This is a genomic window from Kribbella aluminosa, from assembly GCF_017876295.1.
GTDB classification, from domain to species: Bacteria; Actinomycetota; Actinomycetes; order Propionibacteriales; family Kribbellaceae; genus Kribbella; species Kribbella aluminosa.
The window spans coordinates 2,890,721-2,913,079 of record NZ_JAGINT010000001.1 but is presented as its reverse complement, the minus strand read 5'-3'; the positions used below and the strand labels follow the sequence as shown (position 1 = coordinate 2,913,079).

The 22,359-nt window shown below is 66.6% G+C and carries 20 protein-coding genes; 7 read left to right on the top strand and 13 right to left on the bottom strand.

What is annotated here, in order from left to right:
- Positions 1-36: 36 nt before the first annotated feature.
- From JOF29_RS14095 to JOF29_RS14075, 5 genes are all read right to left on the bottom strand, one after another.
- Positions 37-1,446: a GH1 family beta-glucosidase gene (locus JOF29_RS14095; protein ID WP_209694648.1), complete on the bottom strand. Its 1,410-nt coding sequence runs from the start codon at positions 1,444-1,446 to the stop codon at positions 37-39.
- A gap of 72 nt (positions 1,447-1,518) precedes the next feature.
- Positions 1,519-2,316 (bottom strand): polyphosphate kinase 2, encoded by a 798-nt coding sequence (ppk2, locus tag JOF29_RS14090; protein ID WP_209694647.1) that lies wholly within the window; start codon positions 2,314-2,316, stop codon positions 1,519-1,521.
- 778 nt (positions 2,317-3,094) lie between these two features.
- The gene (locus JOF29_RS14085; RefSeq protein WP_209694646.1) at positions 3,095-4,045 is read right to left on the bottom strand and encodes a carbohydrate ABC transporter permease; all 951 of its coding nucleotides are present in this window, start codon (positions 4,043-4,045) and stop codon (positions 3,095-3,097) included.
- Position 4,046: 1 nt separating this feature from the next.
- Positions 4,047-4,994 (bottom strand): carbohydrate ABC transporter permease, encoded by a 948-nt coding sequence (locus JOF29_RS14080; protein ID WP_209694645.1) that lies wholly within the window; start codon positions 4,992-4,994, stop codon positions 4,047-4,049.
- Positions 4,995-5,067: 73 nt separating this feature from the next.
- Positions 5,068-6,432: an extracellular solute-binding protein gene (locus JOF29_RS14075; protein ID WP_209694644.1), complete on the bottom strand. Its 1,365-nt coding sequence runs from the start codon at positions 6,430-6,432 to the stop codon at positions 5,068-5,070.
- A 449-nt stretch (positions 6,433-6,881) separates the two neighbouring features.
- Here JOF29_RS14075 and JOF29_RS14070 point away from each other — a divergent pair, with 449 nt between their 5' ends.
- Positions 6,882-8,054: an ROK family transcriptional regulator gene (locus JOF29_RS14070; RefSeq protein ID WP_209694643.1), complete on the top strand. Its 1,173-nt coding sequence runs from the start codon at positions 6,882-6,884 to the stop codon at positions 8,052-8,054.
- A gap of 2 nt (positions 8,055-8,056) precedes the next feature.
- On the opposite strand, the gene JOF29_RS14065 is transcribed toward JOF29_RS14070, so the two are convergent.
- The 4 genes from JOF29_RS14065 to JOF29_RS14050 all read right to left on the bottom strand — a co-directional run bounded on the left by JOF29_RS14065 (position 8,057) and on the right by JOF29_RS14050 (position 10,527).
- Positions 8,057-8,395 carry a hypothetical protein gene (locus JOF29_RS14065; protein WP_209694642.1) on the bottom strand — a complete coding sequence of 113 codons (339 nt, stop codon included), beginning with the start codon at positions 8,393-8,395 and terminating at the stop codon, positions 8,057-8,059.
- 29 nt (positions 8,396-8,424) lie between these two features.
- Positions 8,425-8,748 carry a LamG domain-containing protein gene (locus JOF29_RS14060; protein ID WP_209694641.1) on the bottom strand — a complete coding sequence of 108 codons (324 nt, stop codon included), beginning with the start codon at positions 8,746-8,748 and terminating at the stop codon, positions 8,425-8,427.
- Positions 8,749-8,938: 190 nt separating this feature from the next.
- On the bottom strand, positions 8,939-9,127 hold the full coding sequence (locus JOF29_RS14055) for a hypothetical protein (RefSeq protein ID WP_209694640.1): 189 nt from the start codon (positions 9,125-9,127) through the stop codon (positions 8,939-8,941).
- Between the two features lie 419 nt (positions 9,128-9,546).
- On the bottom strand, positions 9,547-10,527 hold the full coding sequence (locus JOF29_RS14050; RefSeq protein ID WP_209694639.1) for a family 16 glycosylhydrolase: 981 nt from the start codon (positions 10,525-10,527) through the stop codon (positions 9,547-9,549).
- A gap of 365 nt (positions 10,528-10,892) precedes the next feature.
- Between JOF29_RS14050 and JOF29_RS14045 the strand changes: the two genes are divergently transcribed.
- Positions 10,893-12,440, top strand: coding sequence for an ATP-dependent nuclease (locus JOF29_RS14045; RefSeq protein WP_209694638.1), 1,548 nt, complete (start codon positions 10,893-10,895; stop codon positions 12,438-12,440).
- Positions 12,441-13,025: 585 nt separating this feature from the next.
- Here the strand turns inward: JOF29_RS14045 and JOF29_RS14040 are convergent.
- Together JOF29_RS14040 and JOF29_RS14035 are read right to left on the bottom strand one after the other, a co-directional pair.
- Positions 13,026-13,697 (bottom strand): response regulator, encoded by a 672-nt coding sequence (locus JOF29_RS14040; RefSeq protein ID WP_209694637.1) that lies wholly within the window; start codon positions 13,695-13,697, stop codon positions 13,026-13,028.
- On the bottom strand, positions 13,694-14,947 hold the full coding sequence (locus JOF29_RS14035) for a sensor histidine kinase (RefSeq protein ID WP_209694636.1): 1,254 nt from the start codon (positions 14,945-14,947) through the stop codon (positions 13,694-13,696). The genes JOF29_RS14040 and JOF29_RS14035 overlap by 4 nt, the downstream gene beginning before the upstream one ends.
- Positions 14,948-15,059: 112 nt before the next feature.
- Between JOF29_RS14035 and JOF29_RS14030 the strand changes: the two genes are divergently transcribed.
- The 4 genes from JOF29_RS14030 to JOF29_RS14015 are packed head-to-tail and all read left to right on the top strand — an operon-like array spanning position 15,060 to position 18,815.
- Positions 15,060-16,667: a DUF8832 domain-containing protein gene (locus JOF29_RS14030; protein ID WP_209694635.1), complete on the top strand. Its 1,608-nt coding sequence runs from the start codon at positions 15,060-15,062 to the stop codon at positions 16,665-16,667.
- Positions 16,664-17,083: a hypothetical protein gene (locus tag JOF29_RS14025; RefSeq protein ID WP_209694634.1), complete on the top strand. Its 420-nt coding sequence runs from the start codon at positions 16,664-16,666 to the stop codon at positions 17,081-17,083. Before JOF29_RS14030 ends, JOF29_RS14025 begins: the two co-directional genes overlap by 4 nt.
- A 23-nt stretch (positions 17,084-17,106) precedes the next feature.
- On the top strand, positions 17,107-18,273 hold the full coding sequence (locus JOF29_RS14020) for a hypothetical protein (RefSeq protein WP_209694633.1): 1,167 nt from the start codon (positions 17,107-17,109) through the stop codon (positions 18,271-18,273).
- A complete protein-coding gene (locus JOF29_RS14015) occupies positions 18,270-18,815 on the top strand; it encodes a hypothetical protein (protein WP_209694632.1) in 546 nt (181 codons plus the stop codon). Before JOF29_RS14020 ends, JOF29_RS14015 begins: the two co-directional genes overlap by 4 nt.
- A gap of 464 nt (positions 18,816-19,279) precedes the next feature.
- On the opposite strand, the gene JOF29_RS14010 is transcribed toward JOF29_RS14015, so the two are convergent.
- Positions 19,280-20,293, bottom strand: coding sequence for an RNA polymerase subunit sigma-70 (locus JOF29_RS14010; protein WP_209694631.1), 1,014 nt, complete (start codon positions 20,291-20,293; stop codon positions 19,280-19,282).
- Between the two features lie 349 nt (positions 20,294-20,642).
- On the opposite strand from JOF29_RS14010, the gene JOF29_RS14005 reads away from it, so the two are divergent.
- Complete coding sequence (locus JOF29_RS14005) at positions 20,643-21,887, top strand: MFS transporter (RefSeq protein ID WP_209694630.1); 1,245 nt, start codon at positions 20,643-20,645, stop codon at positions 21,885-21,887.
- Between the two features lie 153 nt (positions 21,888-22,040).
- On the opposite strand, the gene JOF29_RS14000 is transcribed toward JOF29_RS14005, so the two are convergent.
- Entirely contained in the window at positions 22,041-22,346 is a 306-nt protein-coding gene (locus tag JOF29_RS14000; RefSeq protein ID WP_209694629.1) for a putative quinol monooxygenase, read from the bottom strand.
- Between the last annotated feature and the right edge of the window lie 13 nt (positions 22,347-22,359).

The following is a 22,359-nucleotide window of genomic DNA, read 5'->3' as shown; positions in this document are numbered from 1 at the left end:
TGTCGGCATCGGGCGTTTCGCTGCGTGTCGGTCGTCTCAGCTACTTGGCGGGGGAAGATCTCCGGTAACTCGACGGCCTGGTGCGGGGCGGGCAGCAGATCGTGTGTGCTCCCAGTCCTCGCGGTGGGCTTCAATCAGCGCGGCGTAACGGTTGCCGGAGGATTTGAGCACGCGAGCGCCCGTGGAGTAGTCGACATAGGCGAGGCCGAACCTGGCCTGGTAGCCGTAGGCCCATTCGAAGTTGTCCATCAGGGACCAGGCGAAATAGCCGGCGAGTGGTGCGCCTTGCGAGGCGGCCCGGCGGCAGGCGCCGACGTGCCGTTCGAGATAAGACGTCCGCTCAGGATCGTCCACCTCGAAGGTGCTGGTGTCGGGGTGGTCGGCCCAGGCCGATCCGTTCTCGGTGACGTAGATCTTCGAGGCGCCGTATTCGTGGGCCAGCCGGAGGATGAGCTGTTCGAGTCCGGCGGGGTGGACCTCCCAGCCGAGCGCCGTGCGTTCGCGGTCCGGTTCGTCGACCTGGCGCAGGCCCAGAACGGGAACGGATTCGTCGGACGTGATGATCTGTCTGGAGTAGTAGTTCAGGCCGACGTACTCGGTCGGTGTCGCGATCGTCGCCAGGTCGCCGGGGCGGATCGGCAGGTCGATGCCGTAGGTCTCGAGCATGTCGGCCGGGAATCCTCGTCCGAAGACCGGGTCGAGCCACCATCGGTTGTTGTGGCCGTCCGCGACTCGCGTCGCGCGCTCGTCGTCGGCCGTCGGCGTGGCCGGTTCACAGGGGCTCAGGTTGAGGACCAGCCCGACATCAGGCGGGGCTGCGCACGAGGCGTGCAGGGCTTCGATTCCCAGCCCATGGGCGAACAGCAGATGGTACGACGCGCGTATCGCGACCTTGTAGTCCTTGATGCCGGGGGCCATCACCCCTTCCCAATGGCCGATCCACGCCGAGCACATCGGCTCGTTCAGGGTCGTCCAGTGACGGACGCGGTCCCCCAGCCGTCCCCCGGTGACAGCGGCGTACTCGGCGAATCTGTAGGCTGTCGAGCGGCTCGCCCAGCCGCCTGCCGTCTGCAGAAACTGAGGCAGATCCCAGTGGTAGAGCGTCACGAAGGGTTCGATGCCCTCGGCAAGCAGCTCGTCGACGAGGCGATCGTAGTAGTCAAGACCGGCGGAGTTCACCGGGCCGTGACCGGTCGGCAGAATCCGCGGCCAGGCAACGGAAAATCGGTAGGCGTCGACGCCGAGCTGTTTCAGCAAGGTGATGTCGTCGCGCCAGCGATGATACGAATCACAGGCCGTGTCACCGACGTCGCCACCCGCGATCGCGCCGGGCATCCGGCAGAAGGTGTCCCAGATCGACGGCAGCCGGCCATCGGCCTCGACCGCGCCCTCTATCTGGTACGCCGATGTGGCCACCCCCCAGATGAAGTTCCTCGACAGGACCATCTGTTCCTCCTTGAGTACTTGGTATCCCAGCCGTCCAGGTCTGCCTGCGATCGATGTCGTGCGCGGGTGCCGCTACTTCGACACGACGTACCGATTCGGGATCCAGGTCTGGGAGTCGAGCGGCGATCGCTGGTAGGAGCGCACCTGGCGCGGCGGCAGTTCGATCACCGGATGCGGGACGTCCTGGTAGGGGACGACCGTGAGCAGGTGGCTGATCAGGTTGAGCCGCGCGGTGCGCTTGTCGTCCGCGTTCACGACGTACCAGGGAGCCTCCTTGATGTCGGTGTACGCGAACATCTCGTCCTTGGCCTCGGCATAGTCGACCCAGCGCGCGCGAGCTTCCAGGTCCATCGGGCTGAGCTTCCAGCGTTTGCGCGGGTTGTTGATGCGGTCGGTGAATCGCCGTTCCTGTTCGTCGTCGCTCAGCGACAGCCAGTACTTGATCAGGATCATCCCGGAGCGGACCAGCGAACGTTCCAGCTGTGGACAGGTACGGAAGAACTCGTCGCAGTCGGCGTCGGTGCAGAACCCCATCACGCGTTCGACTCCGGCGCGGTTGTACCAACTGCGGTCGAAGAGGGCGATTCCGCCGGCCGCCGGCAGGTGCGTGATGTAGCGCTGGAAGTACCACTGCCCGCGCTCTTGCTCAGTGGGCGGACCGAGCGCGACAACGCGGTAGTGGCGCGCATTCAGCCGCTCGGTGATGCGCTTGATCGTGCCGCCTTTCCCGGCGGTGTCCCGGCCTTCGAAGATCACCATGACCCGTAGACCCTGATGGACGACCCACTCCTGCAGTCTGACCAGTTCCAGTTGCAGCTTGGCCAACTCCTTGTCGTACTGCGCCCGCGAGATGACCTCCGGCCGCGTCATCTGACTGGGTCCCTTCTTCGCGCCCATCCGCCGCTCCGTCTCTCTAAGGGTCTCGTCGCGATCGGGGAAGGCCGGGACCACCGACGTTCGATAGCCCCGGCCGCTCCCTCCCGTGCGCCGGGCAACCACATCCCCCGGCGAGGTCCTCGCCCGCAGGCTGTCAGGAGACTCCAACGGACGGGGACGTTCGAGCGGGCCAGGCCCGGACGTGGTGGTGAGGTGACACCACGCCTGGCCGAGGTCAGCTCGGGCCCGATGCTCACGGCGGGCACCAGCAGATGCTCAAGTGATCGCTTGGCGTCCGATCATCAGTCCTCGTCCATCCAGGCTCGAAACCGTGCATTGAGCCGCTCCCAGCGCCCGGCCGCCCTGCTGCGGATCCGGGTGTGATGTGCGCGTATCCATCGGCAGGAGCGGGTGGTCCTCGGTCTGATGTCAGATCCGAGGGAGCCGGAGAAGGCAGTCGTAGCCGTCGTCGGCGGGTCCGCTGCGGAGGTGGAAGCGTCGTCCGTCCACCACTTCGATCCTGGGCCCCCGTACGCCGTCCGGTAGCCGCACATATGCTCGTCCCCCTCCCCGTGTCATCCACCAGATCAGGTCGCCCACGGAGCACTCCTCGCGCACTGCCGAGATGCTCTCCCAGCGCACGGCTTCAACGCCTCGGAGGTCGTCGCGGCCGTGCTGCATCCGCACCGCGGTGATGTCGAGTATGAATTGAGTTGCGAGGCTCATCGTTCAGCCCCGTATCGCCACCGACCCTGCGCCGAACGACGTTCAGTCATCCCTTCACTCCTCCGGTCATCGCGACTCCGCGCAGGAATTGTCGTTGGAAGATCAGGAACAGTACGACGGGGATCGCGATGGTCAGGAAGACGGCGGCCAGGTTGATGCTCAGCTCGGCCGATTGTGACAGGCGTGGGAGCGCGACCGAGATCGGTTGCTTGTCCGGGTTCGGGATGACGAGCAGGGGCCAGAGGTAGTCCTTGAACGCTCCGATGAGTGACAACAGCGCCATCACACCGATGATCGGCCGGGACAGTGGCAGCATCACCGACCACAGCACGCGGATCGGGCCGGCACCGTCGATCCGGGCTGCCTCGATGAACGACTTGGGGATGCCGTCGAAGAAGCGCTTGGTGATCAGGACGTTGAAGGCGTTCGCGCCGGCCGGCAGCCAGAGCGCCCAGAACGAGTTCAGCAACGAGATGTTCAGCAAGGGCAGCTTCAGTACGGTCTGGTACAGAGGCACCAGGGTGATCACGCCGGGCAGGAACAGGGTGGCGAGCACCATTCCACTGAGGATTTTGCCCCAGCGAGGCTGAAGGATGCTCAGCACGTACGCCGCGGTGATGGACACGAACAGCGACGTCAGCGTCGACCCGACGGCAACAGCCACCGTGTTGCCGAGCGCCTTACCGATCCGGACCCGGGTCCAGGCCTCGGCCAGATTGCCGAAGTGGATGCCTGACGGCCACCACGACAGCGGCGCCGACAGAATGTCGTTGCTGGTGGAGACCGCGGACTTGGCGGCCCACACGATCGGTCCGATGCCGCCCAGGACCAGCCCGCCGAGAACGATGATCTGCATGCAGATCAGCACGACCCGCACCGTCGGCCGGCCGCGGTCCGAATCCGACAGCAGTCCGCGTTCGTTCTGCTCTTCCCGCTTCTTTCCGCCACGCCGGGCAGCCGGCGACGCCGCCCGGGGCCGGGCGATGTTCGTGGTCATCTCAATCGCTCCATCTTCTGGTGACGAGCTGATAGACGCCAGACAGCACGCACAGGAACAGTGCGAGGATCAGGCTGAGCGCGGCGGCGGCGCCGAAGTCACCGTTGACGAACGCGTACTGGTAGATCATCAGCATGATCGTCAGCGTCGCGTTGTCCGGTCCCCCGCCGGTGAAGAGAAACGGCTCGGCGAAGAGCTGGAAGGTGCCGATCAGCTGCAGCAGCATCATCACCAAGATGATGTTGCGTAACTGTGGGATCGTGATGTGCCAGACCTTCCGCCAGATACCGGCCCGGTCGATCTCGGCAGCCTCGTACAGCTCGGTCTGGACCGAGCCGAGCGCGGCCAGATAGATGATCGCCGTCGCACCGGCGCCGGCCCACGTCGCCTCGAGAACGATGGCCGGCATCGCCATCGCTGTCGAGTTCAGCCAGGGGAACGGCCCGAGACCGACGAAGCCCAGTAGCGTGTTGAAGATCCCTCCCGCGCCGGGATCGTAGAAGAACTTCCACAACAGGATCGCGGCGACCGGGGGCAGGACGGCCGGCAGGTACGCCAGGGCACTGTAGAGCCAGCCGGTACGGCGCATCTCGTTCATGAACACAGCCAGGAAGATCGGCACCGGGAACCCGATCACCAACGCAAGCAACGCGAACCAGGCGGTGTTCAGCGCGGCCTTGGGCAGCAGCGGATCCGATAGCACGTACGACAGGTTGTCGAGCCCGACCCACTGCGGCGCCTGCACCAGATTTGTCCGCTGGAAGCTCAGCAGCAGGCCCCGGACGATCGGCCCCCAGGAGAAGTACACGAAGCAGAGCACGACCGGCACCGCGAAGATGATCGCGGCCGGTTCGGTCGAGCGAAACCACCGGCGGACCGCGCCGTCGCGGCGCGAACTGTGTCTCCGGTCTGCAACCTCCAGCACCTTGACGACATCACTCCTCGACATGGACCCTCCAGCCTCTCGATCGCAGACCCCGCGCGCACAGGGGTGCGCGGGGACCGCAGGTGACTCACCGGCATCAGCGCGACAGTTTGCTGTCGAGCGACTTGGCGGCATCGGACAGCAGCGCCGCCGGATCGACCGACTGATCGGTCATGACCTTCTGGACCACCGTGTCCAGGGCCTTGTACGCCTCCTGAGCCTTGTTCGGCGGCTCGGCGATCAGAGGCATCTTCTTCACCGTGTCGGTGTACCCCGTGAAACCGGCAGCTGGAACGTTCACAGAGGGCTTGATCCACTCGAGGTACTGGTCGTACTGCTTCTCTCCCAGCGGCGTGACGCCGGGGATCCCGACGAAGTCCTTGTTCGCGAGCGTCGCCTTGACGTTCGCAACCGCGACCGCCTTGTCGCTGAACGGCCGGAAGTCGTTGTAGGCGATCCACTTCAGCGCTGCGTTGACCTGTTCCGAGGACGCCTTGATGCTGATGATCCGGACGTTCCCGCCGGTCAGCACGCCTTTCAGGTCGGTCCCTGCCTGCGGCGACTGACCGACACCGACGTCAGCGGCCTTCATACCGAATTTCTTGACCAGGTCGCTCCACACAGCCGGCAGGTGCAGCATCATCCCGACCTTGCCGGCCGCGAAGTCCTGCGTGACCCCGTTCGCGTCGTACAGGAACTGGCTGCCGAGCGAGTTGTCCGTCCAGCGCATGTCCTTCAGCAACTGCAGGGTCTTGACGACCGGCTCATCGGTCAGCCGCGACTTCTTGCCGTCGCCGGACTCGATCCGGCCGCCCATGCCGTACACCATGTTCGTGAATCCCCAGCCACCCTGGTTCTTCGTGGTCATCGCACCGAAACCGGTCTTCCCAGTCTTCTGGGTGATCGCCTTCGCCGCCGCCCGTACCTCGTCCCAGGTCGTCGGCGGCTTGTCCGGATCCAACCCCGCCGCGGTGAACAACTTACGGTTGTAGATCAGCGCGAACGTGTAGACGAAGATCGGCACCGCATAGATCCGGTTGTCCCTGGAGACCGTCGGCAGCACGGCCGGGTTCAGCTGGTCCAGAAGTCCCATGGACTTCAACTGGTCGGTGATGTCCGGTAACTGCCGGTTGGCCATCAGCAGCGCCGGCTCCGTGAAGGCCACCGAGAGTACCGTCGGCAGCGTTCCGCCGGCGACCTGCGCCTGGAAGGTCTGGGGATCCCACACCGTCTCACTGGTGTCGATCGTGATGTTCGGGTTCGCCTTCATGAAGGCAGCCACCGTGTCGTTGTACTGCTTCAAAGCCGCAGCGTTGTCCGGTGTCGGGCGATCCCCGATCGAGATCTTCACCGGAGCATTCGGATCCGTCGAGCCCGACGAACTGCCGGACGAACAGGCCACCAACGGCCCCGCCACCGCGATCCCCGCGAACGTCGCGAGCACCTGCCGACGAGCAATCATGAGCCACTCCCCTTTCTTTCCGAGCAGGGTGAAATTAACTCGGATAAGAGTGGATGTAAAGGGCTCGGATCAGCCAGCCACCACATCCCCGCATGCGGCGGCTGCGCGACCAGATTCCCGTGTGAGAGCGCTCTACTCCGTTAGCAAGTCGTGTCGCACTCAGCCGTTGACTTTTCTTCCAGTCAGGAGGAAATTAATCAACCCACAACCAGGGGTCGCACAAGGAAGGCCACAGGGCGACCAGCGCTTCTGCTGTCCTGGGCAGCCGCCGACTCGAGACGATCGGATGCGGAGGCGCTTGTAGACCCTGTAGGAACGGCGGCCTGCCACACATTGCGATTGAGCACTACCCTCGGGTTACGGCCGCGTTGGATTGCGCCCGTGGAACTCGCCTCCCTACGACGCGCGGGTCGGTGCTCGTTACTTTCTGGCTGCATTAATATGTTCGCATGGACAAGTTGAGGCCGTACGAGCTGGCGATGATCCGATGGCTGGTCGTGCACGGATCGTCGACGAGGGCTGCCTTGAGCGACGAGCTCGGTCTGTCCTACACCTCGTCGTCGAGGGCAGCGCAGCGTTTGGTGTCACTGGGCTTCGCCGTCGAGGAGTCGGCCGACACCGTGGACCGACTGGGCCGCCCACAACGTGAGCTGTCGATCGACCCGAACGCGGCTCATGTGGTCGGCATCGTGATCAAAGATCGGGCGATCTACGCCGTCGGCTGCGATCTGCAGGGCCGCATCGTCACGCGTGCGACCGCGTCCGTCCCTGGCAGGGGCAAGTCGTTCGACAAGGTCGTCGAACGGATCGCAGGACTGGCCCGGCAGATCGCCGACGAGCTCCCGACCTTCGACGCCATCGGCGTCAGCATCGGCGGAGTCGTCACCGAGAGCCGGTGGGTCAAACGATCGGCGTTCCTCGACTGGGCGCCCGATGCCGACCTCGCCGGCCAGCTGGGACTTGCGTTCGACAAGGTCCCCGTCACGGTCGCCAACGACGTCGCCGCTCTGTGCCACGACTACATCCTGTTCGGAGACGGGCGCCTGGCGCCCAACTTCGGCCTGATCACCGTCGGCCGCGGGATCGGCTTCGGCTCCGCGGACCTCGGCCGCCTGCCCGAGCGGATCGACGACGGGCACCTCATGACCCACTCCCCGATCGGCGGCAATCGAACCTGCCATCTCGGACACACCGGCTGCGCGGCCGCTTATCTCGAACGACAGAGCGCGGTTGTCGAGGTCTCCGGAAAGCCACAGCAGTCGTCGTTCACCGCCATCCGGAACGCACTCACCACCGGCTCGATCCCCCGCCTCGGCCGACTGAACAACCCAGACGACGCCGCGCAACTCCTCAACGAGGCCTCCGTCGCCCTCGGCCACCTGGTCGCCACCTACGCCGGCGCACTGCAAACCCGGAAAATGATCCTCGGCGGCGAGGATGTCTCGGCCCTAACTCCCCCAGACTCCCCCTTCTGGAACATTCTGACCGATCGCACGTCGACCAGCCTGGGCCGCGACTTCGACCCACAGATCGACGTCTCGATCCTCGACACCGACCCCCGCGACTGGGCCCGCGGCGCCGCGGCTGTCGCGGTCCACGAGCTTTTGGCCAGCGAGGCATAGAGTCATCGTCGTCGGTACCCGCGGCTGCCCGCTAGCCACCAGATCCTGAACTCCGCAAACGCCACACCTGATTCGGACCCAGCCCTCCACTGCCGTAACCGACCGGCATCCTTCTCGGCCAGAGGCGTCAAGTTGCCGATCACGGTCACCGACGATCCCGTCGCCCGATCCGCGTCGTACGCATCGATCCGAATCGTCGCGACGGTCCCGAACAGCGACGCGCGCTGTTCGGGACCGATCATCACCGCCAGCAGCAGCCGGTAGTCGTCAACCAGATACTCGATCGGCCAAAGGGCAAGGAACACTCTGTCGGGCAAAACCAGCCAGCCGAACTGCGTCATCCGCAACAGGCGCAGACACTCCCGCCGAGTCACGTCTGACCGCGGCCGTCGGACACCCGAACACAGACGACCTTCACCGTCTGCGGGAATGTCGACGACGAGTCCGGATGCCCGGGCCAACCGCCACCGACTGCGACGTTGCGAAGCAAGCGCAACCGGTGATCGAGCATCCGGGAGTCGCCCTTTCGTGTCGCCCGCGTCGCCCTGTTGTACTCGACACCGTCGACGTACCCGGTCGCACGGCCCGCCCGGTCGCTGGACTCCTCGGACCCAGCCGGCCGCTCTCGGCCCGGAGCGACCAGGCTCAGGCCGACCAGATCAACAACTTGAGCAGACAGACCACCAGCGATCACCCTCACGCCTCCGCTCTCGGACGACTCCACGCCTCCATGAGCACCGGAACTCGCGCGTCATCAAACCAGGATTCTTACTTCCAACCTGGGTGAAACTAATCGAAGGCCGCGGGCAACACAAGATCTGGCACCTATCCACAGCGAGCCCCCGGGGACGATCAGGGTCGTCGAGTCGACCGCCTTGCTTGCGTCACCGGCGCGCGAGTTGCAAGGAGTCAATCACCCGGTGGGCTGCCACAGGGTCCTTGCCGAAGACGTTCATCGTGGTCGTTGACGTGTTGTCAACGACCGTCCACGTGCAGCCCGCACCTCGGGTGCTCGGCACGAAGTCCGGATCGTTCATCGGCTCGACGAAACCCGACAGATCGTCCCTGTTCACGGTCTGGAGGAGGAATCTACGCGGGGGCTCCACATGCTCGTTACCACCCGGGTCCAAATGATCACGCGGGCCGGCTCGATCCGCCCGTTGGCGCCCGGCATCTGGTACGTGTGGCCAGTGGTGGTGTCCTGAACAAGGTCGTGCGCACGGTGCTCATCACCGCCTGCGAGTACGTAAGCCAACCTCGTCAGCCTCGCGCCCCGTGCTTCTACGGGGGTGACGAAGTCCAGATCACGACCTCGTCCGTGCCCACCTCCTTACCTGCAGGCAGGCCGTCCCGGATCCGCGGCGAGCAGTCTGTTGGGAGACTTCGTACGTTGACCTGACGTGATCGAGATGCGGCGGAGCAGGCGCAGCGCCGCCTGCAGGTAGCACGCCTGCTCCGCCTGTCGGTGAGGCCGGCAGTTACGGCGACCAGATCATCTCTTCTGGTAGACCGCGACATACGCGACCGACATGGGCTTGCCGGACACAGTCTTCGACGTGTCCATCTGCGGGAACGGGGTCGAGAAGCTGCAGCCACCCGGATGCGGGAAGAAGTTGCACTCCGCCCACGGAAACGCCCCACCCACCGCGACGTTGAGCAGCAGATAGAATCCGTGGTTCGTGCCGTCTTGCCACAGCTGATCGCTTCCGTTCCACTGCAGGTCCTGCTGGCTGAGCGTGAAAGTCAGGCGCCCGTCGAGGTACCAGCGAATCTGGTTGGGCGTGATACTGCGGTCCAGTTCCATCGCGTACGTGTGGTAACTCTGCTGCAGGTCGGGTGCAGGTGTGCCGTGTCCCCTGCCGTTCGACTCGTCGCACGGCCCGCCGGGAATGATGCCGCAGTGGAACGTCTGTGAGAGTTCCGGACGTCCGTTGACGTTCTCCATGATGTCGATCTCGCCGGCGTCCGGCCAGGTGCCACCAGATCGCAGCGGTGATCCGAGCATCCAGAACGCCGGCCAGATTCCGGTCGCACCGACGCCCGACCCGACCTGTGGCAGCCGGATGGACGCCTGGACTCTGAGGATCCCGTGCGCGCCGGCGGTGAAGTCGGAGCGATTCGTCTGGATTCGGCCCGACGTCCACTCGCCCGCAGGCGTGCGGATCGGGGTGATCTCGAGGTTGCCGTGCCCGTCGAGGCCGACGTTGCTCGTACTGTCGGTGTAGAACTCAGCCTCGCCGTTGCCGTAGCCTCCCTGGTTTCCGATGTCGAACCGCCAGTCGCTCCGATCGACCGAACGTCCGCGCGGGCCGCTGAAGTCATCGGCAAAGACTGTCGTGAAACCATTGGGCGCACTCGGCAGACCGTTGCCGTGAGATCCACCTGCCTCCGGCGGGTGGGCCGCCGACGCTGATACGACCGGCACCACCAGCGCTGCCACCGCGATGACAAGTCCGAACGCTCTTGCTCGCACAATCCCCTCCATTCACAGTGGACAGCCGGCCACCTACCGGCACGAAGTCTTCGACCTCTCACGCTGGCAGCCAAAGCCCTGGTGACTGCCCAAGCGAGACACCAGTTGGTCCAGGGCGCCCACTTATTTTCATGCTGGGAGCAATGATGTTGTGACCAGCGTTGCTCGCCTGCCGCTCGCCGTCAACCCCATGGCGGCTCCGCGGTGTCCCCTACCCTCCGAGCGTCCGTGCCCACATCCATAGACACACTGACGAGTTCGCGACCTACTCGACACATCCACCAGGCCCGTGCCCGTCGTAATGAGCCTGCGGTCGTCAACGACGGGAGTAGCCTGCCGGTGCGATTCCTGAGGAGGTCGTCGGCTTGATCATCAACTGGGTGACGGTGCAGTCCTATCGTTCGATCGACAACACTGGAATGCTGGCGTTGGGTCCCGTCACCGTGCTCATCGGGCGCAACAACTCCGGGAAGTCGGCGCTCCTACGCGCGATGTATCTCGCTCAGGGAGGATCACAGTTCCAAGACGACGACCGCCGTCTTCGCAGTTCGAACGGATTGCAAGTCGACATGGCCCTTGCGGCACCGTCGGTCGAACCTGTTGAGGCGGCTTATGGCGGCGATACCGCACTGCCACCAGACGTGGTGCGAAGGGTTGCGGCTCCGCCGGGCAATGCCCCGAACGTACATCTCGTCTGGAACAAGGGTGAGGCTGCACGGAACGTTGGGGAGCTGGCCGCCTGGCGACCGCGGCATCTCTTCGTCCCCGTGTTCTCAAGACGCAAGGTCAGCGGCTATGAAAACGGTGTGGACGACAGTCGCTCGAGGAGCGTCGGTGTAACCGACCGAGATTTGACCGCGTTGTTGCACTCGCTGTCCGGTGACCACGCGGAAGGTAGGCGCTATCGTGAACTCGTCAAGCGAGTCCTCGGCCCTGGGACCTCGATCGGAACGTTTGCAACCCAACATGGACAGCAGCCTGGTCTGCCAATCAGCCAGTACGAGGGCGTTTCTCTGGAGCGGATGGGTGAGGGCGTCAGCGGCGTCGTCACCATTCTCGCGGAGCTCGCGAGTCCCGGCCGCCGCGTCCTCCTGCTCGAAGAGCCCGAGAACGATCTTCATCCGGAAGCCTTGCGTGAACTGCTCGGTGTCATCCTCCAAGCCGTCGACGAGAACGGCTACCAAGTCGTGGTCTCCACGCACAGTGATCTCGTGCTGCGGACTCTGGGCTCCGCCGCAGGCGCCGTCGTGTATCGAACAACTCTTGAGCACGCCACTGGCGGCGTGCCGACCACGACGTACCTGCGCGTTGACAGCGCAATTGATCGCCGGGAAGCTCTGGCCGACCTCGGGTATGACGTCACCGAACCGATCGGTTGGTTGATCTTCGAAGAGAGTACCGCCGAGAGATTCTTCCGCGAAGTGCTCATCCCCGGGTTTGTCCCAAAGCTCGCGGGCTTCCGCACCCTGGCAGCCGGTGGCACTGGCCGCGTCAAGAAGGTCTTCGAGGATCTGAGGCGTTTCATGCTGTTCGTCCAGAAGTCCGATGACCCCGAGCCCACCCCTAGGGCCTGGGTGGTCGTCGACGGCGACAAGTCTGGGTCGGATGTGGCCGAGGACCTTATGGCGTCCTTCAGCAGATGGCCGGCAGATCGCTTCATCGCGCTGAACGAGCCGGCGATCGAGAAGTACTACCCACGCCGCTTCGCCGAACATGCCGCGGCGATCGAAGCCGCGCACGTTCGCTCGGTCGGCTGGCAAGAAGAGCGGGAGCTCAAGGGCAAGCTTGTCCAGGAGGTGTGCTCCTGGTTCAACGGGCCTGATGGATCACGGGCCGAAGTCGAGGAAACGGCCGGCGAACTCATCGAGACGCTTCAGGCAATCACCTCTGCACACGCAGACCTGTACCGCTGAGCCCCACGAAGAGACCCTTAGAGATGACGTTGTGATCCTGGGCGCGGGTGCAATCGTCAGCGGAGCGCCAAGTTCGTCGCCGGCCGGCTGCAGCAGCCGCGCGGTTGCACACACTGGGTCGCGTCGGATCGGAGTACGTACGGCCCCGGGTGTGGAAGACCCGCGGCCTGGATTGCGACAAGCCGTTCTCGCTCGGCGGCCCACGCCTGCGCCCGATCTCGATCGGCGAGGAGGTTGCTCGATGGGCCGGAGTCGGGCACATCCTCTGCGACGTCGAAAGCGATGTGTTCCGGTTCCCGACTCGCTCGCGACAGTGGTGCGGGAGCTGGCCGCAGTGATCGTCCCGCCGAACGCACGGTTGCCCGAGTTCGCCCTCCCGTTGGCAGTCGAGCCGCTCGCGACCGCCGGCGACCGGCTCCTGGCCTACCTCGGCCGCCACCCTGACTCGACAACCCTCCGAGCACGACGTGTTCGGCCAGCGACCCCTGTGGCGCACAGAAGACGGCGTCACTGCATCACATCCAGCCGGAGCAGCGTGGCGAAGCGGGACGGCACCGTCGACCCGACTGCGGGCTCGGCGTCGTTCTACGGACCATTGGAGATCAGGTTATGGCGGTAGGCGTACATCACGGCGTGGACGCGATCGCGGAGCTCGAGCTTGGCGAGGATGCGGGAGACGTGGCTCTTGACGGTTTCGTCTCCGATGTAGAGCCGGGCGCCGATCTCGGCGTTGCTGTGACCGGCAGCGACCAGGAGGAGCACCTCGTTCTCCCGGCTGGTGAGCCGCTCGAGCCCGGGCGCCCGTCCCGGCGCAGGTTTGCCCGGCGCGATCCCGGCCGCGAACCGGGCGATCAGGCGTCGCGTCACCGAGGGGTCGACGAGGGCCTCTCCGCGGGCCGCGATCCGGATCGCGGCGACGAGCTCTTCCGGCGGCAGACTCTTCAGCAAGAACCCGCTCGCCCCGGCGGCCAGGGTGCGATAGACGTACTCGTCGGCGTCGAACGTCGTCAGGACGAGGACCTGCGTGCTGATGTTGCCATCGGCAAGGATCGCTTCGGCGGCGGCCAGACCGTCCAGTTTGGGCATCCGGACGTCAAGGATCGCCACGTCGGGTTGCAGCCGGGTGCTCTGGGCCACCGCGGCCCGGCCGTCGGCCACCTCGGCGACACACTCGAAGTCGGGTTGGGTGTCCAGCACCGCACGCAGTCCGGAGCGGAACATGGCGTGGTCGTCGGCGAGCAGGATGCGTACCGTCATCGCTCACCGGCCAGCGGAAAGGCCGCCACCGTCTCCCAGTAGCTGCCGGTGGCATCCGGTCCGTAGCTGACTGTTCCGCTGAACAGTGCGGCTCGCTGCCGGATCCCCGCCAGCCCCCGCGCCCCACCGCCGCGTTTGCGGGCCCGATCCCGGCTGACGGCTTCGTCCGGTATTCCGTTGCGCATGGTCACCGACACCGAGTTGTCGCCGAAGCACAAGACGATCTCGACTGGTGTGCGGTCACCGTGGCGCAACGCGTTCGTGAGCATCTCCTGGGTGATTCGGTACAACGCGATGTCGAGCGACCCGGGCATCGGCCGGGCCAGACCGTGGGTGTTCAATCTGGTCGGCAGACCGGCCCGGCGGACGCCGTCGAGCAACTCGTCGAGATTGTCGAGGCCTGGCTGCCGGTTCGCGTCGGTGGTCCCGCCGTGCAGCAGGTCGAGCAGCCGCCGCAGATCGGCCATGGCTGCTCGGCTGGCCGTCTCCACGGCGGTCAGCGAGCCGGCGATGGCGTCGGCAGGGGACTCGGTGTTCATCGCCAGGCGGGCGGCTCCGGCGTGCATCCCGATCGCGCTGACGTGGTGCGAGATGACGTCGTGCAGGTCGCGGGCGATGGCGCTGCGCTCCTCGGCCACAGCGTGTTCCACGGCGACCAGGGCCTCGCGGCGCTGGTTGTCCGCCTGCTGCTCGAGCTCGGCGAGGTAGGCGCGCCGAGAGGTGGTGTAGCGACCCACGAGCCAGGGCAGCAACGCGTTCTTGAGCAGCTCGACCGGAAGGATCTCGCCGTCGTGGGACGGACTGAGCAACTGCACCCCGACGACTCCCAGCATCAAGACACCCAACGCGGCGATCGCAACCCGGCCGCGCAACCAGGCACCTGCGCGGTACCCGGCGATCAGGGAACCCGCGTCGGAGACGTGATGACCGCCGGCCGAGCCGGCCAGCAGCCCGGCGGCAAGCACTTGCAGGACCGCATGGGCCAATGCGACCCATCCTGAAAGCCGGGCGGGCAGAGCCAGGGCCGCATCGACCAACGCGACACACACGAGCACGGCCCAGGCTGCCGGGCCCGGATGCGACATCAGGCCGGTGGCAAGCATCGCCGCGACATCGGCGACCATGCAGACCGCGGCGACGAGCAACGACTGGCGCGCCAGGGACCTGCTCAGGTCACGGACGCCTGAAGGTCCGGCCCTGGCAAGAGGGGAGCTCGCCGACCACGCCACTTGTCGATCATCCTCGGTCACCCGCTCTCCACGAACCCCCCACGCGGGGGACCTCCAGATCCCCCGACGGTGCGTCACGGCTTCCCCGCCGACGGTGATGACCTTGCCGCCCGTGGTTCCTACCGTTGCGGACATGGTTTCAGCGACGCGACCCGTCAGGCTACTGCTCAGCGGATTGTGGTGCGTCGTGGTCCTGTCTGCCGGACTTGCGCCCGCCTATGCCGACAGCCCGTCCTCCGGCGGGGACGTCACCGTCGCGCAGAGCCTGGGTGACCGCGAGCTCACGGTTGTCCTCCGCCGCGTCACGAGTGTGCCGGGTCCGCTGCAGATCGACGTGATCACCCACGCCGGGACCGCCCCGGGCGAGTTGACGCTCGCGGTGACACCGGTAGGCATCACGACCGGCTCAGCGCGAGAGCCGGCGCCGGGCCTGCCGACCGCCCACTCGTCCGTCGAACTGGGCACGACCCCCGGCGCCTACTCCACCTCGGTCCAGGTCGATCGCCCCGGCCCCTGGGAAGTGGCCCTCGGCGACGGACACCGGGTGGCAAGGATCCCGTACGTCGTACCGGCGCAGGTCACGTCGCCACCCGAACGCGCGATCTACGGCGGGTTCCTCGGCGCCGGGATCATGCTGCTCGTCACGGTGGTCGTGGCAACCCGCGCTCGCCGCGGAATCTGGGCGCTGCTGCCCGTCGCCGGGCTGACCGCCTCGCTGGCTGTGGCGGTGACCGGAGCTGTGCTGTCCGGATCGTTGCCTTTGCCACCCCAACCGGGAAGCCAAGTCGATCCGACCGTCGACAACGTCGGCAATCCGTACGCCGTGAACCGGCCGCCGGTGAGCGATTTCTCGCGTCCAGCCGTGATCCTCACGCTCGGTTCGTCACCACTGCGCTCCGGACAGCCTGGGGACCTCCGCCTGGATCTCACCGACGGCGCGACCGGGGCCCCCGTGGACGACCTGATCGTCCACGACAGCGCGCTGATCCACCTGCTCCTCATCGGCCCCGGTGGGCGACTCTGGCACCTGCACCCGATCAGGATCTCGCCCGGCCACTACGAGCAGCATCTGACTCTGCCGGTTGCCGGCCACTACGCGGTGTCCGCGGAGTTGGTGCGGCGCGGCGGTGGGGTCCAGTTGGTACGAACCGGCCTCGACGTCTCCCCTGGCCGAACGGCGACGTCTGCGACCGCGACTCCCCTCGTCCTCGACAAAGCTCACCTCACCGCGATGACGATGTTCGAAGCCACTCACGTCATGGTCACCACGACGACCCCAGTGGCCGGCCGGCCAACAACCGTCACCGTCCGGGCAGGGGACACGGCTCAGCTTCAACCCTGGCTGGGCATGCTCGGGCACCTGATCGTGGCAGGACCACTGCCCACCGACGCGGACCTCGGTACTGCGGTGCAGCTCGCGCCGGTGTGGTCCCACGCCCACTCCATGGGCTCGATGCCCGGCACCGGCCCGTCCATGCCCGGGATGGACATGCCCGGCATGAGCGGCAGGTCCGACTCGGGCGGCGGCATGGTCGGCATGGTCGGCATGACGCCGGTCAACGGGGACAGCGCTCCGGACGAGACCGTCGCCGCCTACGGCCCGGACGTCCCGTTCACCTACACGTTCCCCACGCCCGGCCGCTACCGGCTGTGGTCCCAGGTCGAACTCCGGTACGCCGTACTGACGGTCCCGCTCGTCATCGACGTAGCGGCGCCTTCGGGCCAGGGGATGCACGGATGAGCAGCCGGATGCCCTTACGGCGAATGATCCTCGCGGCAAGCGTGGCTGTCGTCCTCGTCGCCAGTCTCCTCGTCCTCCTCCTGCCAATGCAACCCGCACCGACAGTGCTTCACACCGGAACGGCCCGCTACATCGTCACCGCGACCGTGGACAACCCACTGACAGGCGTCACCGCCATCGAATTCGCCTTCGCCACGCGCACCGCCAGTACCGCATCCGCCACAGCCGTGGACCTCGAGGCGGTCATGCCGCTGATGGGTCATGCCACCGAGTCGATCCGGGCGGTACCACTCGGAGGTGATCGCTACCGCGTCGACGGGGTGCCGCTGATGATGGCCGGGCCCTGGGAACTGCTGGTGTCGATCGAGGCCGGCGGCACCGCCGAGCACCTCACACTCCCGCTCTCTGTCCACTGAATCTCACCGAAGAAGGGCATCTCATGGACGCTTCCGCAGCACCGGGCGCGATCGGCCGAGCCGCTCCCCCACCCGCGGCCACCACGAGCCGGACCGCAGTCCCGGCGAGCTCCGCCGCTCAGGCCGGAGCCTGGATCGTGCTCCTCGGCACCGCGATCACCACCGTTGGTCTGAGCTGGGACGTGCAGTGGCACGTCGAAGTCGGCCCCGACACCTTCTTCACGCTGTCCCACCTTGCCCTGTACTCCGGGAGCGCACTGTCCGGGATCGCCAGTCTCGCCATGGTGCTGCTGGCAACCTCCCACCAGCGAGCCGGCCACCCACTGCCACGGACCGTCGGTGGTACGCCGGTCCGGGTGTTCGGTGGCGTCTTCACAGCACCGCTCGGCTATCTCGTCTCCGGGGTCGGGGCGGCGTCCTTCCTCGTCTACGGGCTGCTCGACCTGGCCTGGCACTCGATCTACGGTTTCGATGCCACCCTGAACACGCCGTCGCACGTCGCCCTGTTCCTGTCGATCACGCTGACCATGATCGGCAGCTTCATCGTCTTCGCCGCCGCCCGGGACGAGCGCTGGGGCCGGGCCGGCCTCGTGCTGGCGATCCCGATCCTGATCACCTTCGCCCCCATCCCGACCAACGCACTCAGCAATCTACCGATCCCGATCGACCCGACCGTCCTAGGGATCATCCTCTTCTCGTCCATGCTGCTGATCATCGGAAGAGCCACGCTGCGACGTCCGGGCGGGGCCGTCGTCATCGCCTCGGCGTTAGGCGCCTTGCAAGGGTTTCTCTGGTGGTTCTCGCCGTGGGCGGCGGAGACCTACGCCCGTTCCAGCGACCTGCCCCTCCGTGACGGCCTCACTCCCAAGCCACCGGAGATCCCCGCCGCCATGCCGATGTTCCTCATCGTCGCGGCGGTGCTCGTCGAGACCCTGTTCTGGCTGGCCCGCAGCCGACGGCTCGCCCCGAGGAACCTGATGCTGCTCGCCGGCACGGTGTCCGGCCTCATCGTCGCAGCCGGCCTGCCGCCCCAGCAGAACCTCACCGACCCCACCTCACACATCTCGGGAACCCAGACACTGCTGATCTCGTTCCTCGGCCTTCCGCTAGGAGCCCTCGCGGGCTACCTCGGCCTCAGGTTCGCCACCATGCTGCAAGCGCTCGCACCCGCTCCGAAGGTGGCCTCATGACCACGAACTGGTTCCGGCGGCTAGGCGTCATCGTGGGCGTTCTGACCACTCTCGGACTGGCCGGGACCAGCCCCGCGATGGCTTACGCACCCGTCAACATCGTCCACACCGAACACGTCCAGGCCGGCCCGTACCAGGTCACCGTCGGCTTCTCGGTCTGGCCGATGCGGGCCATGAAATCGCTGGACTTCACCTTCGTTCCCGACGGCGGCATCGGCGGCAAGTCCGGGACTCTGACCGTCGACGGCCCGGGTGTCAAGCCCGACGAAACCGTCACCCCGCTGGTCCGGCACCCCCGCAAGCTCGACTCGTGGGGTCTGGACGTGAAGTCGTTCGACGCCGCCGGCAACTACACCTTCCGATTCGCCATCGACGGGCCACAAGGACACGGTGAGGGAGCGCTCGCCGACGTGGCGATCCTCAGTCAGCCCGGTCCACCGCTGGCGCTGAGCTGGGCGGTCGGATCGCTCCCGTTCGTCGTGTTGGTGGTGTTCCTGGCGGTCGCCTGGCGCCGCGTCGGCCGCCAGCCCCTGGCGGTCTAGGGCTGATACTCCGACCAGTGGTTGCCGCGGTCCGCCGTACGGTGCAACCGGCCCCGCGGCTGAGCACGACCTCGCTAGGCAAGTCATCGCCGCGGCCAGGCAAGGTAGAGGCTGCCCGCCGGGGCCGTGACCCGACCGACGTCGACCGCACATGCACGAACTCGTCGGCCGATCCCTGCGTGTACCTGCCCGCTCGGGCCGCGTTGCGAAGTCCTTCGAGATCATTGACAGCACGAACAACGCAGTCGCGCGGTCAGGCGTTGCAGCATCCAGTGGGAGATCGGCGGAAGTTCAGGCACAGGATTGCCCTTCGCGCAGCACTTGTCGCCAACGCTGGCTTTCCGTCCGGCCGCGAGCCGGTCGACGGTTCGTCACCGCCGCCCGGTTTCTTACCGACACCCCTATTCGAGGGCGTATTCCCCAGCCTGGGTCGCTGCTGCTCACTATCGCTGCTCCAGGGCTGGTCACCGGGCCGGGAGCGATCGCGGTAGCCCGAACCACGGCAACACGCTGGCCTCGAAGCGGGTCATGGCGCCGATCCGGTCGCCGTCCAGGGTGAGCACGTAGAAGCCGGCCGCGTGGCGGATTCCGGCCGGGACGCGCAGGTATGCCCCGAATGCGGGCTGGCCGTTGGCTCGGGTCGGCACGAGGTCGAAACGGCGGCCCGCGGCGAACTGGCGGGCCCAGTAGCGGGCCACGGCGTCCCGGCCCTCGTATCCGAATGGCTCCGGAGGCATGGCGATGAAGACGTCGTCGGTCAGCAGGGCGACCAGGGCGTCGAGATCGGCCGACTCCCACGCGCGGGTGAACATGGCCACGATCGCGTCCTCGGCGGGCGAACCTGCGGCGGGCGGCGGCTGGTGGCCGGCGGCTTGTTGCCGGCGCCGCAGGTTAGCGCGGGCCCGTTTGAGGGCGCTGTTGACCGATGGGACCGTCACCTCCAGCATGCCGGCCACCTCGCTGGCGTGGAATCCGAGGACGTCGCGCAAGATGACGACGGCAACCTGGCGGGGCGGAAGTAGCTGCAGGGCGGCCACGAAGGCCAGCGAGATGGCTTGGCTCTGCTCGTAGCGAGCCTCCGGCCCGAGCGGCTGGTCGACGGCGCCCTCCAGGAGGAACGCGTCAGGAAACGGCTGCAGCCAGGCGGCCTCGTCGCGCGGGGTCGGCACCGGCGGTTGGAACTGCGACATATCCCACCCCCTGGCCGGACGCCGGCTTGCCGCGCGGCGCGCGTTGAGACACCGGTTGGTGGCGATCTTGTACAGCCAGGTGCGCAGCGACGCGCGTTCCTCAGTGAACCCGCCGATGCCTTGCCAGGCGGCCAGCATCGTCTCCTGGACGGCGTCCTCGGCGTCGGCGAAGGATCCGAGCATCCGGTAGCAATGCACCTGCAGCTCCCGCCGGTGGGACTCGGCCAGCTCCCGGAACGCCTCGCCATCCCCGGCCCGCGCCCGTGAGAGCAGATCCGCTGGCACCATCCCGCGCTCCCTCCTTCCGCACCTTGTCGTGCCTCTGCGTCGTGCGTCTGCGTCGTGCCTCTGCCCGGTATATACACCGCCCATGGCGCGAACTGGGCGGCTCGCAGGCGCCCAGTTTCCCAGCGCAGCGGTGTATGCACTAGCGACCGCCCGGACGACCGCCCACCGGATCGTGCCGCGGCTGGAAACCACCCTGGAGGTTGACGATGGCATCGTCCGCATCGGCCGGGCGCGTGGCGTTCGCCGTTCTCGATCCGCGCGGCCACGGGCGCTGATGAGCGTGCGAGTCTCAGGCATGCACGGGAAAGCAGCCAACCGCGGGAAGCAACCGGGCAGAACGCTCGCTCGGGTGTTCGGCGGCTGGCGGACGGGTCTGTCAGGGCCTGTCATCGTTCTTCAGGCTGGGACCGCGGTCAACTACTTCGGCACCGGACTGGTCCTTCCCTTTGAGATCATCTACCTGCACCAGGCCCGCGGCTTCCCAACCGCGACTGCGGGGCTCGTGCTGGCGGCGGTCATGGCCACGGCCGCGGTCGTCACGCCCCCTTCGGGTGCGCTGCTCGATCGTTTCCGCGCCAAGCCGATCCTGATCACCGGCAATCTCGCGAGCGCACTGGGCTACGCCGGCTTCGCATTCGTCGACCGTCCCTGGCAAGCCTTCGTCTGCTCGGCCGTCGGCGGCGCCGGGTTCGGCGTCGCGAGCACCGCGAACCAGGTGCTGAGCCTGACCCTGGTCTCAGCGGAGCAGCGCGCCTCCTCGATCGCGCTCCGCCGAGTCGCAGGCAACTTCGGCCTCGGCAGCGGCGCGACGGTTGCGGGCTTCATCATCGCTTCCGCCAACGACCTCCGCGCGTTCCAGGCGCTCTACCTCGTCGACGGCGCCACCTTCGGTGTCTTCGCGCTCGTTGTGCTCGTCGGGATCCCGAACCCCCGCCTCGCGAATGCGGCGCCGGCCAGCGGCAGGGGAACAGGCTTCCGAGCAGTCGCCCACGATCGGCTCTTCCTCATCCTCATCGCCGCCAACATCGTGCTCACAATGACCGGCGGCGCGTTCTTTTCCAACATCCTCCCGCCGTTCGCGAAAGCGCACACCCCCATCGGGCCGGGCGAGATCGGCATCGTCATCTTCATCAACACCATCCTCATCGTCGTCGCGCAGATTCCAGCCACGCGGGTCGTCAAGCGGATGCGCCGCACACACGCTCTTGCCGCGACCAGCGCGCTCTTTGCCATCGGCCTGCTCGCGGTCCTGCTCGCAACGCTGACAAGTTCGACGCTCACCGCTACCACCGTCTTGGTCGGGGTCGCGATCGTGATCGCGATCGGTGAGTGCGCGCAGTTCATCGTGCTCGGCCCAATCGTCGCCGACCTCGCACCACCGCATCTGCTCGGCCGCTACCTGTCGCTCTACGGCCTCACCTTCATGGCAGGCGTAGCCCTCGGCCCCGCCGTCGGCGGCCCGCTGCTCGCAACCTCACCTGACGCCGTCTGGTGGGGCGGCGCCCTGGCGGCAGCACTGACCGGAGCCGGCGTACTGCGACTCGGCAACCGGATACCCGACCCGCTCCTGCCGACGCAATGCCCTCCGCCGTAAACCACCAGCGCGCCGGCCGAAATGGACTCCACCTGCCACAGCCAGATGAACGCTTGAGTGAACTCGAGAGTGTCACGCTGCCGTGCACGGCCGATGGCTCCGGCGACCTCCGGTCAGCCACCGCCAATGGATGGTCGACCATGGATCGAGCAGTCACGACGTCGAGTCGCCATCGATCGTTGTGAACGTCTGGACGTTCCTCTCGGCGAGAAGCGGGATCGCCTCCCCGAGAACCCTCGTCTGGAACGCCTCGGTGGCCCGGTGGTCTTCATAGCCAGAGGGATCGGTGTACTGCTCGTACAAGATGATCGTGTCGGGGTCGGCGGTGCTGAGCTGCGCCTGGAAGTGAACCATCTTCGGCTCGGCGCGGTTGCCCGGCGTCATCTCCGCCAAGATGTCCATCACCTTCTCCCGTTCCCCGGGCTTGGTCTTCCAGGTCGCGATGACGACGTGTCCCATATTTCACTGTCTC

What these genes read in the sequence shown, in the direction of transcription:
- JOF29_RS14025 (WP_209694634.1), top strand. Translation starts at nt 16,664, where the DNA reads ATGAGCAGCCGGATGCCCTTACGGCGAATGATCCTCGCGGCAAGCGTG.
- JOF29_RS14000 (WP_209694629.1), bottom strand. Translation starts at nt 22,346, where the DNA reads ATGGGACACGTCGTCATCGCGACCTGGAAGACCAAGCCCGGGGAACGG.
- JOF29_RS14065 (WP_209694642.1), bottom strand. Translation starts at nt 8,395, where the DNA reads ATGACGCAGTTCGGCTGGCTGGTTTTGCCCGACAGAGTGTTCCTTGCC.
- JOF29_RS14040 (WP_209694637.1), bottom strand. Translation starts at nt 13,697, where the DNA reads ATGACGGTACGCATCCTGCTCGCCGACGACCACGCCATGTTCCGCTCC.
- JOF29_RS14085 (WP_209694646.1), bottom strand. Translation starts at nt 4,045, where the DNA reads ATGACCACGAACATCGCCCGGCCCCGGGCGGCGTCGCCGGCTGCCCGG.
- JOF29_RS14080 (WP_209694645.1), bottom strand. Translation starts at nt 4,994, where the DNA reads ATGTCGAGGAGTGATGTCGTCAAGGTGCTGGAGGTTGCAGACCGGAGA.
- JOF29_RS14015 (WP_209694632.1), top strand. Translation starts at nt 18,270, where the DNA reads ATGACCACGAACTGGTTCCGGCGGCTAGGCGTCATCGTGGGCGTTCTG.
- JOF29_RS14010 (WP_209694631.1), bottom strand. Translation starts at nt 20,293, where the DNA reads ATGGTGCCAGCGGATCTGCTCTCACGGGCGCGGGCCGGGGATGGCGAG.
- ppk2 (WP_209694647.1), bottom strand. Translation starts at nt 2,316, where the DNA reads ATGACGCGGCCGGAGGTCATCTCGCGGGCGCAGTACGACAAGGAGTTG.
- JOF29_RS14075 (WP_209694644.1), bottom strand. Translation starts at nt 6,432, where the DNA reads ATGATTGCTCGTCGGCAGGTGCTCGCGACGTTCGCGGGGATCGCGGTG.
- JOF29_RS14030 (WP_209694635.1), top strand. Translation starts at nt 15,060, where the DNA reads ATGGTTTCAGCGACGCGACCCGTCAGGCTACTGCTCAGCGGATTGTGG.
- JOF29_RS14095 (WP_209694648.1), bottom strand. Translation starts at nt 1,446, where the DNA reads ATGGTCCTGTCGAGGAACTTCATCTGGGGGGTGGCCACATCGGCGTAC.
- JOF29_RS14020 (WP_209694633.1), top strand. Translation starts at nt 17,107, where the DNA reads ATGGACGCTTCCGCAGCACCGGGCGCGATCGGCCGAGCCGCTCCCCCA.
- JOF29_RS14070 (WP_209694643.1), top strand. Translation starts at nt 6,882, where the DNA reads ATGGACAAGTTGAGGCCGTACGAGCTGGCGATGATCCGATGGCTGGTC.